Consider the following 15,818-nt stretch of genomic DNA (forward strand, 5'->3'; position numbering starts at 1 on the left):
GCAAAATTGCCGAGCCGAGTTTGCGAAACAGGTTTGCAAGAGGCTTTTCAAGAGACCTTTGCACATTTCCCCGCGCTTAACGCTTACCTATCAGGTTGTGCCACATACGTTTAAAGCTGGCAACAATCCCCGGATGTTCAAGCGCTGGCATAGGCAATTCTTCATGTTTGACGGGCGGCGCGATACGTGGCGATAACGCCTCAATAAATTCAGCTAAACTCGGCGCCAATTGGGCAGAAGGAAGCTCGCCGGGAATTTCACCCCAGACACTGCCATCGGCATTATCGACAGTTAGCATCTTATCGCCCTCATCCAGCAAACCAATAAACCAAGTTGCTGGTTGCTTGAGCTTTTGCTTCATCATTAAGTGGCCGATGATATTTTGTTGCAGGGCATCAAAATCCGCCTCGTTCCATACCTGCAGTAATTCGCCCGTGCCCCATGGTGAATCAAATAACACGGGCGCCGCAAAATATTCACCATAAAAGTGATTGATATCAGGCCATAATGTTAGCTCAAGCGCATGTTCAACATTCGCAAAACTGCCAAGGTGTTCACGCTTAACGGGGAGCCAAGACACCGCCTCATCGGACGCTTCATCAAACTCACCTTGAATACACAAAGATGGCTCGCCCTGCGGGTAATATCGTGGTAATTCGCCTAAAGTTGATAGGTAGGATCGATGGTAATTATCTAAAAATTTATCGAGAGCAGGCAGACAAGACACTTAAGCACAATCCAATTTCGGGTATAATGTGCGCCTATTTTGACATGGAAACAGTATTGATGACACACAATCACGATCCCTATAGTGATGCAAAAGAGCTTGCCGGCCTAACCTTAGGTAAAGCCACGGATTACCAAGCCGAGTATGATGCGTCGCTGCTGCAAGGGGTTCCTCGCTCACTTAACCGTAACGCTATCAACCTCACGGCGGAAAGTTTGCCTTTCCACGGAGCCGATATCTGGACGGCCTATGAGTTGTCATGGCTAAACGCCAAGGGTAAACCTATGGTGGCTATTGCCGACATTCAGCTAAGCCATGAAAGCCAAAATCTGATCGAGTCAAAATCCTTCAAACTGTATTTAAACAGTTTTAACCAAACCAAGTTCGACAATATCGACGCCGTGCAAAAAACCTTAGTGCAGGATCTGAGTGAATGCGCCCAAGGCCAAGTCACAGTGAAGATTATTGAGCCTAAGAGTTTTGGTATTCAACGCGTCGTCGAGCTGCCAGGCACTTGCATTGACGATCTGGATATCGAAGTCAGCGACTATGACTTTAATCCCGATTATCTTGAAAACAGCACAGATGACAAACAGATTGTTGCCGAAACACTCAATTCTAATCTGTTGAAATCAAACTGCTTAATCACCTCTCAGCCGGACTGGGGCAGTGTGATGATCCGTTATCAAGGGCCTAAAATCGATCGCGAAAAGTTACTGCGCTATTTGATTTCGTTCCGTCAGCACAACGAGTTCCATGAGCAGTGTGTAGAGCGGATTTTTGTCGATTTAAAACATTACTGCCACTGCACTAAGTTAACCGTTTACGCCCGCTATACCCGTCGCGGCGGCTTAGACATTAACCCTTACCGCAGTGATTTTGAGCACCCAGGCGAGAGCCACCGCTTAGCAAGACAGTAATCAACTTGTAGCAAAAAGCCCTGAGTAATCAGGGCTTTTTTATTGTCTGTTGTAAGCTATTCTACCAAGCTCACAACACAAACTGTCCCCGCACTTAAGCCAAATTCGCCCTAAAAATCTCTTGTACTTGGCTCAACGTGGCATTGTTTGGCAGGCTGAAATACAAGTAACCATCGCCACGGAATGCGCGGTCAAGCTCAAGCAACACATGGGTTTGCTCGGCATCGCACACCAGAGAAACCTCTATCTCACGCAAACGATTAAAGCCCATATTGCGCGGCTTAAACTCTAGCTCTTGGTAACAACCCGAAGTGGAACGAAAGGCGCGCGTATTGAGGAAACCTTGCTCCACATCGGCTTTCACCAACACAAAACCAAGGGCATCCATCGCCTTTAACACATGCTCGGCAATCGCCGTTGGCATAATGACCAGCGCATCGATATCGCTAGGGTCGAGCGCGGTATCTATGTCCACTCCCGTTTGTAGCCATACTTGGGATTGATTATTGCGCACTGGGAGCTGAGTAAAAGGGGTTTCGGGGTGCAATTTACCTGAAAACGGGATCTCGCGAATTTCACCCGCTTGAATTTCAAAGGACTCAGTTAAGCGCCAGCTCGCCAAGCGATGGTTCTTAAAATAGTCGCCGTTATCGCTGCTCACTTTCACCTTAGTCATTAGGGCTAAGTCGAGGCCGGAGATCTGCTGCGGCACATTACCGCCTTTAACGACGATAGTGGCATGAAAGATTTGACCTGGCAGCAGTCGATTATCAATTAATTGGGTATCGACCGTCGCACCACCGATACCGACGGAGGCCAGCAGTTTTTTAAACATGGTATTTCCTTATGTTGCTAATGCTGCACCGATAAGCAGCCCTAATACAGCGTTTATTCAGTTAATTCGCAGATTTGCACTCGAGCAATAATTGCTGGAAATGCGCGCCTAAATCCTGCTGAGCAAATTGTTCACTGGCGAGTGCCATTTGCTTAAGGCTTTGCATGGCTTGCTCGACGCCCTGCTGTTCGATCAAGCTTTTGGCATAGGCCGCCGCATCCGCGCCCTTTTGTAACAGGCTTGCGACTTGATCGAAACTCACCTCTTGTTCCATCACCTTCTGTAAATCGCCAAGCAATTCCGCCACCTTGGCTGACTCCACTAAGGCGCCTTCGACACTCACTAATTTACCTAGGGGATCTTGGCTGAGCTTTTCGGCCACACAGGCAGACACAGTGCCCGCCGCCGCACTTTGGGCGACCACATCGAGCCCGCGGCTGCGGATTTGCTCAACCACTTGTTGTAGTTGGGGATCTTGAGCAAGCCATGCCTGCTCTAATTGCTGTTTTTCATCGCCACCAAAGTAACCACAGCCACCGAGCAGTAGCAAAGTGGTGGTCGATAAAAGGCATTTGAATTTCATGATTAACAACCTTGTCAGTGAGTTCTCTGGCGTGACTATAGCGAGCTAGGTTTAATCCAAAATGAAATATGAACGGAGGAATAACAAAGTCAGTGAAGGGGCAAGAAACTGAATTAAAAGCAGTAATTCAAAGCACTAAATTCTAAGCACTTATTAAAAGTGCTCATTTAAAGCACTCATTAAAAGTACTTTTAAAAGGTTTGCGCAAAGCAGTTATTCAAGAACGAAGGCTGTCCAAGCCTTAGTGCGAAGGCCGTACTAGATAACCGAGCATGCCGCCAGTAGTGCCGTGATACTGGTCAGCTGCATCGAAATAGTCGCTTTAGCCAACCTGTCACTATGCACTAAGCTGTCACCAAACACTAAACTGAGTCCAAAACGATATTCCTCATCAAGTCGGCCAAAATAACTCTGCCAATGTTGGGCATGGGAGCTTGTGACTTTCTGTGCAGTTTCAGGTTCAATCAGCAGCCTAATATTGGAATAAAGTGGAATACGCGATGGGAGTTGAAGATAAGAACAGGACATAGCTTGGCTCGTTGAAACAAAGTTATCTCGCTGCTTAAGTTCAACCCAGTTAAGGGTTTCGACAGTTTGCTGCACGCCATCATCAAGCATCAGCAAACTGTTTGACGCTAAATCAAAGGCAAAGGATTTCAGGGACTGTGCTAGGCCCAAGCCCGTTGCCTTGATGTAGGATTCCTTAAGTGCCCAAAGGTCAAAAAAGCGCTGCCGCTGCGCATCTTCACCTTCAAGGGCTAATAAGCCTTCGGCCTCGATAGGGGAAAAATAATGATTCAGGATCGGGTAAATATGAGTGCTGGCGCGGGAGCGCTCGATATCCACACCCAAGCCTAAACGGGGCAACGTGGTGTTAGCGGTTGCGTCCGAGTCATCGTCTTGCGCCAAGGCAATCAACAACCAGTCGCCACTGTGGCTTAAGTTAAACTCAATGCCAGTGCTTAGAAACTGCTCATGGCTGAGGCTCGGCTTGCCCTTTGTCCCATACTCAAAACACCAATCTTGGGGCGCTATGTGTCGTTGGGGGGAGTAAGGTGAAGATCCACCGCGAGATGGCAGTCCTTGAGATAAGACGCAGCGCAGTGCCGCTCGCACCAATAAACCGTTCATTTGCGCCTTGGGCGCCCGGTAACGCGCTACTTTAGCGCGCTCGTCCTCAGTCAAGAGCGCCATACACGCATTCGTGCTGGCTACATCCATTTCGGTTAATGGAATAAAAAAAAGCTCAATATTCATTAATTTATTCCAACAACACTTGAGTTTAACGGCAGCCCTATTCTACTCAGTTCTGCTCGCCTGACGAGCAGTATCTTAATTTTGTTTCTAATCTTATGAATTTAAATGGCTCTTTAAACTTAAACCCTGTGCTAAACCAGAGTTTTACTTCCTTGAACACGATCATTTGATCATTAAAAAACCATTTCAAGTCCCATATGATTGTATCGAGCCGAAACCTCAGGTAATCTGCATCACCATTGTGCGTAATAAAACACATAGCTCACGGGTTTTAAGCCTAGATTAAGCATGAGTCCACACTCCGCTTTTGCTGGCAAGTTTAAGCAGTCCCGATAGATTATGTTGGATGAAAATAATAAAGATGGGACAGCACTAACAAGATGAGTTCTCGAAAAGTGGGTACTCAAGCCGCGGATCATGCTCAGGCTGATAAGCCAAACTCGGAGCACAAATCCGCCCCCAAAACGGCTAGGCACCGCAATGCCACAACCACGCCGGAGATGCGACACTTTATTCAGCAATCTGAATTAAGTGTGAGTCAGCTTGCCAAAATTTTAAATATTACTGAAGCGACCGTGCGTAAATGGCGCAAGCGCGAGTCGGTAAACGACAGCCCGAATACCCCGCATCACCTCAATACCACCCTCACGCCGATGGAAGAATACGTGGTAGTGGGACTGAGATATCAGCTTAAACTGCCATTAGATAGGCTGCTCAAGGCCACTCAAACCTTTATCAACCCCAATGTGTCCCGCTCGGGATTAGCCCGCTGCCTTAAGCGTTATGGAGTTTCGCGCCTCGATGAGTTTGATCAAGAGCTCGTGCCAAAACAATATTTTAATCAATTACCTATCAGCCAAGGCAGCGATGTTCAGACCTACACGGTTAACTCCGAAACCTTGGCCAAGGCGCTTGCCCTGCCAAGTACCGATGGCGATACCGTAGTGCAAGTGGTGTCCCTCACCCTGCCGCCGCAATTGACCGAGGCCGAACCTAAATCGGTACTCCTTGGCATAGATAGCAAGGCAGATTGGATTTATATCGATATTTATCAAGACAGTAACACCCAAGCGGCCAATCGCTACATCGCCTACGTGCTGAAAGATGGGCCGTTTCATCTGCGTAAATTGCTGGTACGCAACTACCACACTTTTTTAGCCCGCTTTCCTGGCGTACAAACCCCAAAAGCCATCGCTAAATCCCTTAATAAGGCAACGGCCAAACGCTTTGCCAGTGGAGACTCGTTATGAGCCATACCCCTTCACAGCCTCAATTATCAACCGATGAAAAAGCCGATAAGAGACTGAATAAACGCTTAAAAGATATGCCGATTGCCATCGTAGGCATGGCGAGTATCTTTGCTAACTCCCGCTATTTGAATAAGTTTTGGGATTTAATTTGCGACAAGATTGATGCCATTACCGACGTGCCCGAGTCCCACTGGTCGATTGATGACTATTACGATGCGGATAAATCCAAGGCCGATAAGAGCTACTGCAAGCGCGGCGGATTTATGCCAGAGGTCGATTTCAATCCGATGGAGTTTGGTCTGCCGCCCAATATTTTAGAACTCACCGACAGTTCACAGTTACTCTCACTGGTCGTCGCCAAGGAAGTCCTACAGGATGCAAACCTGCCAGACGATTACGACCGCGACCGTATCGGCATCACCCTCGGCATTGGCGGTGGTCAAAAGCTAAGCCATAGCCTCAACGCGCGCCTGCAATATCCGGTGCTGAAAAAAGTATTTAAAAGCAGTGGCCTGAGCGATGAAGATAGCGAGCTGCTGATCAAAAAATTCCAAGATCAATATGTCCACTGGGAAGAAAACTCTTTCCCCGGCTCCCTTGGCAACGTGATTGCCGGACGCATCGCCAACCGTTTCGATTTAGGCGGGATGAACTGCGTCGTCGATGCCGCCTGCGCCGGCTCGCTTGCCGCCATGCGTATGGCGCTGACCGAACTGACCGAAGGTCGCAGCGACATGATGATCACCGGCGGTGTCTGTACCGACAACTCGCCCTATATGTATATGAGTTTCTCAAAGACGCCGGCTTTTACCACCAACGAGCAGATTCAACCCTTCGATATCGACTCTAAGGGCATGATGATTGGCGAAGGGATCGGCATGGTCGCCTTAAAACGCCTCGACGATGCCGAGCGCGATGGCGACCGTATCTATGCGGTAATCAAAGGCGTTGGCGCCTCATCGGACGGTAAATTTAAGAGCATTTATGCGCCGCGTCCCGAAGGCCAAGCCAAGGCATTAGAGCGCGCCTATGATGACGCTGGCTTTGCGCCGCACACCGTTGGCTTGATTGAAGCCCACGGCACAGGCACAGCCGCAGGCGATGTGGCCGAATTCAATGGCTTAACCTCAGTATTCTCTAAGGATAATGAGCAGTTACAGCATATCGCCTTAGGCTCAGTTAAATCTCAGGTCGGTCACACTAAGTCCACCGCGGGCACGGCGGGGGTGATTAAAGCCGCATTGGCGCTGCACCATAAAGTCTTGCCGCCTACGATCAACGTGAGTCAGCCTAACCCTAAATTAAACATTGCCCACTCGCCTTTTTATCTCAATACCGAGGCGCGCCCTTGGATCCAACGCAGTGACGATACGCCACGCCGCGCAGGGATCAGCTCCTTCGGTTTTGGGGGCACTAACTTCCATTTAGTGCTCGAAGAATACCGCCCAGAACACGCGCGCGATGACGCCTATCGCCAACGCAGCGTGGCACAAAGCTGGCTGTTTACCGCCGCCGACAAAACCGCGCTGCTGGGCGAGTTAAAAACCGCGCTGCAGCAAGCAACCGCCGCCAAGGCTGAGCTTTCTCAGGCGCATTTTGTTGCCTTTGCAAAATCCTACGCCCTGCGTGAACTCCCCCCGCAATCGGCCCGTCTTGGCTTTATCGCCAAGGACTATGTCCAATTACAGGCTCTGTTAACCCAAGCAATAGCGCAGCTAGAATCCAATAGCGCCGAGAGCTGGCAACTACCCACAGGGATAAGTTTTCGCGCCCAGGCACTGGTCAAGGATAACCACAAGGTCGCGGCCTTATTTGCAGGCCAAGGCTCACAGTACCTGAATATGGGACTGGAAATTGCCAACAACTTCCCCGAGCTTCGCCGCCATATCCACACCAGCGATAAAGTGTTTAGCGACCGTGGTGAGGCAACGCTTTCAAGCGTGCTGTACCCAATCCCCGCCTTCGATGATGAGTCGAGAAAAGCGCAGGAAAGTGCGTTAACCAATACCCTTTATGCTCAAAGCGCCATCGGCGCGCTCTCTATGGCGCAGTATGCCCTGTTGACTCAGGCGGGATTCGCCCCGGATATGCTCGCAGGCCATAGTTTTGGTGAACTCTCGGCCCTGTGCGCCGCTGGCGTGATTTCAGTAGACGACTACATCAAGCTTGCCTTCGAACGTGGACTGGCAATGGCGCAGTCACCTCAGGATGCCGACTCCAGTAGTGATGCTGGCGTCATGTATGCCGTTATTCTTAAGCAAAAACAGGATATTGAGGCTATTAAAGAATCCCTGGCTCAGTTTGACGGCGTCAAGATTGCTAACTACAACTCACCCACTCAGTTGGTAATTGCAGGCGCTACCACAGCGACACAACAGGCCGCTAAGGCCATCGGCGAGTTAGGCTTTAAAGCAATTGCCCTGCCCGTTTCTGGCGCCTTCCACACGCCATTGGTTGCCCATGCGCAAAAGCCCTTTAGCGAAGCTATTGATAAGGCTCAGTTCAACACGCCAAAGATTGCCCTGTATGCCAATGGCACAGGCGAGCTGCATCCCACCGATGCCAACGCCATCAAAGCGGCCTTTAAAGATCATATGTTGCAATCGGTGCACTTTAGCAAGCAGCTAGAGGCCATGTATGCCGCTGGCGCACGGGTGTTTGTCGAGTTCGGCCCGAAAAACATTCTGCAAAAGTTGGCAGAAAATACCCTAGCCGCGCAGTTAAACGAGCTTTGCCTTATCAGCATTAACCCGAATCCTAAAGCCGACTCCGACAGCCAACTGCGCAGCGCGGCGGTGCAACTGGCGGTCGCAGGGGTAAAACTGGGTGAGATTGACCCTTATCAAGCCGAGCTGATTGCGCCAGCAACGCCTTCGGCCATGAATATCAAGCTCAACGCGACCAACTACATCAGCCCAGCGACCCGCAACAAAATGGTCGACTCGCTGCAATCGGGCAAAATTACCAGCCGAGTGCAGTATGTGGATCGCATCGTTGAAAAAGTGGTTGAGAAAGTCGTTGAAAAACCCGTGATTGTCGAAAAAATTCTAGAAAAGGTTGTCGAAGTGGAAAAGCCAGTGGCACAAAATAGCAATACTATTCAACAACAAACGCCTGCACAACCAGCCAGCTTTACCGCTGGACAGGCGAATCAAGATGCCCTGAGCGCCTTTTTTGCAGCCCAAACCCAGGCCGCACAATTACATCAACAATTTTTAGCGATCCCGCAGCAATACGGCGATACCGTCAGTGCACTGATGGCAGAGCAAGCCAAAATGGCAAGCCTTGGCATCGCCATTCCGGAGAGCCTGCAACGCTCTATGGAGCTGTTCCACCAGCATCAGGCACAAACCCTAAAGAGCCATGCTGAATTTATGCAATTGCAGACCAGCAGCAGCCAAGCGGCATTAGCCCTGCTCGGCCAAAAGCCAGCGCCTCAGGTTCAAGCCCCCATTCAAACCGCAGCACCAGTGGCGGTAGCGGTGGCAACGCCAGTCGCTCCAGCACAGGCTCCCGTGGTTCAAGCGTTAGCCGCAGAGCCAAAAGCGACTGTTGTGCCCGTGAGTGAGCCCAAAGTTCAGCAACCTCAAGTAACACAACAAGTAGCACAACCACAAGTGCAAACTGTGGCAGCAGCAACTCGCGCGCTTTCCGAGAAGCCAGTCGTGCAGCAAATCGAGACCGCCATGATGGCAGTGGTTGCCGATAAAACGGGTTATCCCGTTGAAATGTTAGAACTTGGCATGGATATGGAAGCCGACCTTGGTATCGATTCTATTAAACGCGTGGAAATTCTAGGCACGGTACAGGACGAGTTACCCAACCTGCCAGAACTGAGTCCAGAAGATCTCGCCGAGTGCCGCACCCTAGGGGAAATTGTGGCGCTATTTAGCCAAGCGCTACCTGTAACAGCCGTTACAGCAAGCCCGCAGTCAATTACACAAAGTGCAGTAGCCGCAAGTGCGGCGGTTTCTAATGATGAAATTGAGCGCACTATGATGGCGGTCGTCGCCGATAAGACCGGCTATCCCGTGGAAATGCTGGAACTGAGCATGGATATGGAAGCCGACCTTGGGATCGATTCGATTAAACGCGTGGAAATTCTAGGCACAGTGCAGGACGAATTACCCAAGCTGCCAGAACTGAGCCCAGAAGATCTTGCCGAGTGCCGCACCTTAGGGGAAATTGTGGCGCTGTTTAGCCAAGCGACTCCTGTAACAGCCATTACAGCAAGCCCGCAGTCAATAACACAAACCGCAGTAGCCACCAATGCGGCGGTTTCTAATGATGAAATTGAGCGCACTATGATGGCGGTCGTCGCCGACAAGACTGGTTATCCCGTGGAAATGCTGGAACTGAGCATGGATATGGAGGCCGACCTTGGTATCGATTCTATTAAGCGCGTGGAAATTCTAGGCACAGTACAAGACGAATTACCCAAGCTACCAGAACTCAGCCCGGAAGATCTCGCCGAGTGTCGCACCCTCGGCGAAATTGTGGCGCTATTTAGCCAAGCGACTCCTGTAACAGCTGCGACCACAGTTAGCCATGCAACACAAAATGCACTACTCGCAAGTGCAGTAGCTGCAAGCGCGGCGGTTTCGAATGACGCGATTGAACGCACTATGATGGCGGTCGTGGCCGACAAAACGGGCTATCCCGTGGAAATGCTGGAACTTGGCATGGATATGGAAGCCGACCTTGGGATCGATTCCATTAAGCGCGTGGAAATTCTAGGCACGGTACAAGACGAATTACCCAAGCTGCCAGAACTGAGCCCAGAAGATCTTGCCGAGTGCCGCACCCTAGGCGAAATTGTGGCGCTCTTTAGCCAAGCGACTCCTGTAACAGCTGCTGCCTCAGTTAGCTATGCGACACAAAGTGCCGTAGCCTCAAGCGCGGCAGTTTCTAATGACGAGATTGAACGCACTATGATGGCGGTCGTTGCTGATAAGACTGGCTATCCCGTGGAAATGCTCGAACTGAGCATGGATATGGAAGCCGACCTTGGTATCGACTCCATCAAGCGCGTGGAAATTTTAGGCACAGTACAAGATCAACTGCCGAACATGCCAGAACTGAGCCCTGAGGATTTAGCCGAGTGTCGAACCTTGGGTGAAATTGTCGCCCTGTATGCTGGTTCGCAATCGTCAAGTGAGTCGCAACAGCAAAACCATGCTGCGCCAATTCAAGAGGCAATTGCAGAAACAGTTGAGGACACCATCGACCTGCCGCCCCATAGTGAGGTGATGCTAAAAAAGTTGCCAGCGGCGGCTGAGTTAGCGCGCATCATAGCAACTAGCGATGTTCAACTGACGGCAAACAGTTACGTCGTTATCGGCGACGATGGCCACAACGCGGGGGTGATTGCCGAAAAGCTTCACGCCCAAGGCGTTAAGGTCGCGGTTGTACGCTCACCGAAAACAGTTGTGACCAGCGCATCGCCACTCGATAGCCATATTGCCAGCTTCACGCTGGAGGCGATTGATGATGAAAGCATTTGTGAGGTCATCAATCAGATTGAAGCGCTTGGCCAAATCGCCGGTTTTATTCATCTGCAGCCACAGCATAAGTCCGTTGCCGATAAAGGTGCTGGCTTAGTGCTGGCAGACGAAGCCAAAGCTTCGGTCGAGCAAGCCTTCTTGTTTGCCAAGCACTTACAACCGCTTTTAACGGAGCGCGACCACTGCCGCTTTGTCACCGTCAGCCGTATCGACGGCGGCTTTGGCTATATCGGTATGGACGAGTCGGCAGGCGCTCTTATTAGCCAGAGTGAACTCAACCAAGCGGCGCTCTCTGGACTCACTAAAACCTTAAATCACGAGTGGCCGGGAGTGGTCTGCCGCGCACTGGATATCGCGCCAAACTTAGATGCCAAAACGGTCGCCAATGCGGTAGTGCAGGAATACTACCTCCAAGATGCGCCGGTCGAAGTCGGTATTGATAGCGAGCTTGAGCGAGCAACCTTAGTCGCGGGCAATGCCGTACTTCGCCGCAGTGGCGCGTCTCTCTCGTCTGCGGACAAAATCCTCGTCACAGGCGGCGCTAAGGGCGTTACCTTCGAGTGCGCCTTAAGTTTAGCGAAACGCTGCAAGGCCCATTTTATCCTCGCGGGTCGCAGCGCCCATCAAGCAATTCCCGCTTGGGCTCAGGGTAAAAATCGCAACGAGCTGAAAGCCGCGGCCATTGCACATCTGCAAAGCCTGGGTGATAAACCCACACCAAAACAAGTGGATGCCTTAGTTTGGCCAGTACAAAGCAGCCTTGAAATCAGCCATGCCTTGCAGGCCTTTGAAGCAGTTGGCGCCAGCGCCGAATACTTAAGCTTGGATGTGAATGACCCGGCAGCTATTGCCAGCACTATTGCGCCAATCAGCGCCCTATCGCCCATCACGGGGATTATCCACGGCGCGGGTGTACTTGCCGATAAACATATTCAAGACAAAACCTTAAGCGAACTTGAACGTGTTTATGGCACTAAGGTGACCGGACTTAACAATCTGCTGTCGGCACTGGATCTTAGCCAGTTAACGCTCATCGCCCTGTTCTCTTCGGCGGCGGGTTTTTACGGCAATACTGGCCAGAGCGACTATGCCATGTCTAACGACATTCTCAATAAGGCTGCGCTACAACTTGCGCAGCAATTGCCACAGGCCAAGGTGATGAGCTTTGACTGGGGTCCTTGGGATGGCGGCATGGTCAATCCTGCGCTGAAAAAAATGTTTATCGACCGCGGGGTTTATGTCATTCCACTCAAAGCCGGTGCCGAGTTATTTGCCAGCCAATTATTGAGTGATACAGGGGCGCAGCTGTTGGTCGGAACCGATATGCAGGGCAATACCGCCAATGCTGTTGAAGCTGCATCAGCAAAAAAGCCTGAAGCGGATCTAACCACGGCGTTAGATCCGCAGCCTATGGCCCAAACTGTGCCACAGAGTATTCGCGTCATGCGCAGCCTCGACCCTAAACGCATGAGCTTTATTGAGGATCATTGCATCAATGGTCATGCGGTATTGCCGACGGTGTGCGCCATCGATTGGATGCGTGAGGCTGCCAAGGCCCATTTAGGTAAGGCGGTGAGTGTCAGCGATTATCGACTGCTCAAGGGGATCATCTTCGATGAGGCGCTGCTTGCACGCGATGCGCCTATTGAGCTCGAATTGATGCTCACGCCGCTTGCTGACGCTACACAACAATCGACTGAGGCGTTAGCCGCGCTGATCAGCTTTGAAGGTCGCCCGCAATACCAGGCGGTATTAGTGGCGCAGACGGATGATATGCCAGACGCGCAGCGTTTCGAGGTTGGCGAGTTGCATTCTCTGATGGAGGAGATAACGCAGCAACCCGCTATCGCGAATCGCGAGTCGCTCTACAGCGATGGCACGCTGTTCCATGGCCCAAGACTGCAAGGCATAAGCGAAGTGCTCGCCTTTGATGACCAGCAGCTTATCGCTAAGGTTGCACTGCCAGCGTTGGCCTTGGACGACTGCGGCGAGTTTGCGCCAGATCTTGAGGATAAAGGCACACAACCCTTTGCCGAAGATCTGTTATTGCAGGCCATGCTCGTGTGGGCGCGCCTTAAATATCAAGCGGCAAGCTTACCCAGTGCCATTGGCGAGTTCGTGTCCTATTCGCCCTTAGGTTTTGGCGAGAAGGCGGTATTAGTGCTGGATGTTATCAAGCATTCGTCCCGAACACTTGAAGCCAATATTGCCCTCTATCATCAAGATGGCCGACTAAGCTGCGAGATGAAACGGGCCAAGGTTACTGTCAGTAAGACGCTCAACCAAGCGTTTTTGGCCAATAAACCTCAGCAACCAATGCAAGTGCAGGCAGTCGCCCAAAGCACGGCCGAGGTAAGTGTTAAGTGACACTCGACCCAAGCGCACATGCCGCATTAAGCAATGCGACATTAAACAGTCCGCCTCCCAATGCCAAGCCACTGCGAATTGCCGTATGGCTTGGTGATGGGTGGATGCAGAGTGTGCTTAGCCATACTCAAACTGATGCCACTGCGCTGCAACGCTTGCTGGCCTCTCGGGTGCGACTTAATGTCGAAGATAAGCCATTAACCAATGAGTCGACAGATGATCCAACCTTAGTTGGCTTACTCAGCGAGCAGCTCGCCCATATTGCGCAAAAACAACTTGTTGAAATTCGCTTTGAATATCAGCAGCAAGTCCGTTGCCTGTATCTGCTCAATGGGCTGCTTGCCGCACAATTACATCTGCATGCCGAGGCTTATATTTCAGCATTAGCGCAAATCCAAGCTGAAACCGCCGAAGAAACAAATACAAATACTATCAATACAAATACAGTCGAGCGCTGCTTAAACAGCGCTTTTACCTTGGCGAAACGCGATTGTGCTCAGGCGGTTAATAGCTACGCGCAGGCAGGCAATCTTGCCAGTCAGTTGAATGTATTAGCTCAAGCGGTTGAGGCATTTAGTCATCGAACGCTAGCAGGTATGACACCAATGCTTGACGCGACTGATGCAGCACAACTTGCTGAACAATACGCTGAACTGGGCGCTGAAAAGCCCGTAAAAACCGCGCAGAACGGCTATTGGTTTACCAAGCCCCATCAGGCAAGGGTGTTAAGCCTAAATCTCTTGGGTAATATCTTGGGTAAGCCCCCTCAAGCGAGCACTGCCCAAAGCCTTATCTTGACCCAAGGCACTCGGCTTATCCCTCAGCCATTGCTCAATGCCAATAGGCTTTTTATTCCCATTAGCGGTAATACGCTTGAGTCGTTAACGGCAAAGCTATCGCAACTCATTGATTCATTAGATTTATCGGCAAGCCTTCCCGATACAGATTGGCTCAGCAGCCAAGGCAGTGATTGGTTTAAGCGCTATCAAGCAAAGGATACATTGGCATTAGTACTTATGGCAGGCTCCCTTGAGGAGTTAATGCAAGAAGCCAAGGCGATGCGCGCTTATATTGAAAAGACGCAACAGACTCCAGCGCCAATGACAACGCCATCGGCCAATCTAGCCTTTAAAACTCCTTCGGGCAGCTATTATACGCCAACGCCCCTCGGCGATACGGGCTTAACCTTTGTCTACCCCGGCGTCGGCACGGTTTACCCGAATATGTTCAGTGACTTACATGGCTATTTCCCTGAACTTTATCGCGAGCTTGAACGTGAAGGGGATTTAGCCGCCATGCTGCAGGCCGAGGCGATTTACCACAGCGCTGCTTATGCCAAAAGTACTGTTGATGCAAAAGACGCGGCAGAGATGAGCTTAAGCCAGCTTGCGATTAGCGGTGTTGGCGCCAGTTACCTATTTAGTCGGCTGTTAACTCGAATCTTTAATATCCAACCGCAACTCGCTCTGGGCTATTCCATGGGTGAAGCGGCCATGTGGGCAAGTTTGGATATCTGGCAAACGCCACATGCCCTGATTAACGCCACCCAAAACAGCGCCATCTTCAATCAGGAGATTTCAGGCCCACTGCTTGCGGTGCGCCGCGATTGGCAGTTGAGTGAAGATGCTCCGCTGGTGTGGAATAGCTTTTTAGTGCGCGCCTCTCGCGCCGAAATTAATGCCCTGCTCCCTGATTTTCCACGGGTTTATCTGGCGATTGAACAGGGTGATACCTGTATTATCGCGGGCTGCGAAACAAGCTGCTTACAACTCCTTAAAAGGCTGAATAAGCGTGGCATTGCCAGCAATAAAGTCACCGCCATGCATACCCCGCCCTCGCAGTCACAGCACAGTGCTATCCAAAGGTTTTATACCTTGGGCTTAAAGGCGAATGCCTGCGAGACTCAGGTGCGTTTTATTAGCGCGGCGCAGCAAAGCGCCGTCAGTATCGACAGCCAAAGCATTGCCAAGAGTATTGCCGATACCTTTTGTGCGCCGCTTAATTTTACCGCGCTGATTAACACCGCCTATAACCAAGGTGCGCGCTTATTTGTTGAGGTGGGCGCCGATCGGCAAACCAGCACACTTATCGATAAAATCGGCCGCCAACTTGAGTTGGGTGCCGATGGCACTCAAACACAGGGGCAACCGATATTAGCAATGGCATGTAATGCCAAGGGCAGCGATACGATCACTTGCTTACTCAAATGCTTAGCTCAACTTATCAGCCATAGAGTGCCACTCTCCCTTGCGCCGCTTATGCCTCAATCGGCAGATAAGGCTAGAGCGAAAACGATAGCGCCACATTCTGCCAGCGCCAGCGCATTAGGCCATTTTTCAAACGTATTCCAAGAAGGAGAACCCCTTTGAGTTCTC

The 15,818-nt window shown here is 50.9% G+C and carries 8 protein-coding genes; 4 read left to right on the plus strand and 4 right to left on the minus strand.

Annotated elements, in window-relative coordinates:
* Window positions 1–76: 76 nt before the first annotated feature.
* Window positions 77–727, minus strand: a complete 651-nt coding sequence (gene syd, locus SHEWANA3_RS14900; RefSeq protein WP_041412693.1) for a SecY-interacting protein — start codon at window positions 725–727, stop codon at window positions 77–79.
* Window positions 728–786: 59 nt separating this feature from the next.
* On the opposite strand from syd, the gene queF reads away from it, so the two are divergent.
* Window positions 787–1,647 carry an NADPH-dependent 7-cyano-7-deazaguanine reductase QueF gene (gene queF / locus SHEWANA3_RS14905; protein ID WP_011623412.1) on the plus strand — a complete coding sequence of 287 codons (861 nt, stop codon included), beginning with the start codon at window positions 787–789 and terminating at the stop codon, window positions 1,645–1,647.
* 94 nt (window positions 1,648–1,741) lie between these two features.
* On the opposite strand, the gene SHEWANA3_RS14910 is transcribed toward queF, so the two are convergent.
* The 3 genes from SHEWANA3_RS14910 to SHEWANA3_RS14920 all read right to left on the minus strand — a co-directional run bounded on the left by SHEWANA3_RS14910 (window position 1,742) and on the right by SHEWANA3_RS14920 (window position 4,322).
* Window positions 1,742–2,482 (minus strand): sporulation protein, encoded by a 741-nt coding sequence (locus SHEWANA3_RS14910; protein ID WP_011717708.1) that lies wholly within the window; start codon window positions 2,480–2,482, stop codon window positions 1,742–1,744.
* A 61-nt stretch (window positions 2,483–2,543) separates the two neighbouring features.
* Window positions 2,544–3,065, minus strand: coding sequence for a hypothetical protein (locus SHEWANA3_RS14915; RefSeq protein ID WP_011717709.1), 522 nt, complete (start codon window positions 3,063–3,065; stop codon window positions 2,544–2,546).
* Between the two features lie 258 nt (window positions 3,066–3,323).
* A complete protein-coding gene (locus tag SHEWANA3_RS14920; protein ID WP_011717710.1) occupies window positions 3,324–4,322 on the minus strand; it encodes a 4'-phosphopantetheinyl transferase superfamily protein in 999 nt (332 codons plus the stop codon).
* A 380-nt stretch (window positions 4,323–4,702) separates the two neighbouring features.
* Here SHEWANA3_RS14920 and SHEWANA3_RS14930 point away from each other — a divergent pair, with 380 nt between their 5' ends.
* Genes SHEWANA3_RS14930 through SHEWANA3_RS14940 form a run of 3 tightly spaced genes read left to right on the plus strand, consistent with a single transcriptional unit; the run spans window position 4,703 to window position 15,812 of the window.
* Window positions 4,703–5,572 carry a transcriptional regulator gene (locus SHEWANA3_RS14930; RefSeq protein ID WP_011717711.1) on the plus strand — a complete coding sequence of 290 codons (870 nt, stop codon included), beginning with the start codon at window positions 4,703–4,705 and terminating at the stop codon, window positions 5,570–5,572.
* On the plus strand, window positions 5,569–13,443 hold the full coding sequence (locus SHEWANA3_RS14935; RefSeq protein ID WP_011717712.1) for a type I polyketide synthase: 7,875 nt from the start codon (window positions 5,569–5,571) through the stop codon (window positions 13,441–13,443). Before SHEWANA3_RS14930 ends, SHEWANA3_RS14935 begins: the two co-directional genes overlap by 4 nt.
* Window positions 13,440–15,812 (plus strand): PfaB family protein, encoded by a 2,373-nt coding sequence (locus SHEWANA3_RS14940; RefSeq protein WP_086017263.1) that lies wholly within the window; start codon window positions 13,440–13,442, stop codon window positions 15,810–15,812. The genes SHEWANA3_RS14935 and SHEWANA3_RS14940 overlap by 4 nt, the downstream gene beginning before the upstream one ends.
* The last annotated feature ends 6 nt before the right edge of the window (window positions 15,813–15,818 follow it).

Source organism: Shewanella sp. ANA-3, from assembly GCF_000203935.1.
GTDB lineage: Bacteria > Pseudomonadota > Gammaproteobacteria > Enterobacterales > Shewanellaceae > Shewanella.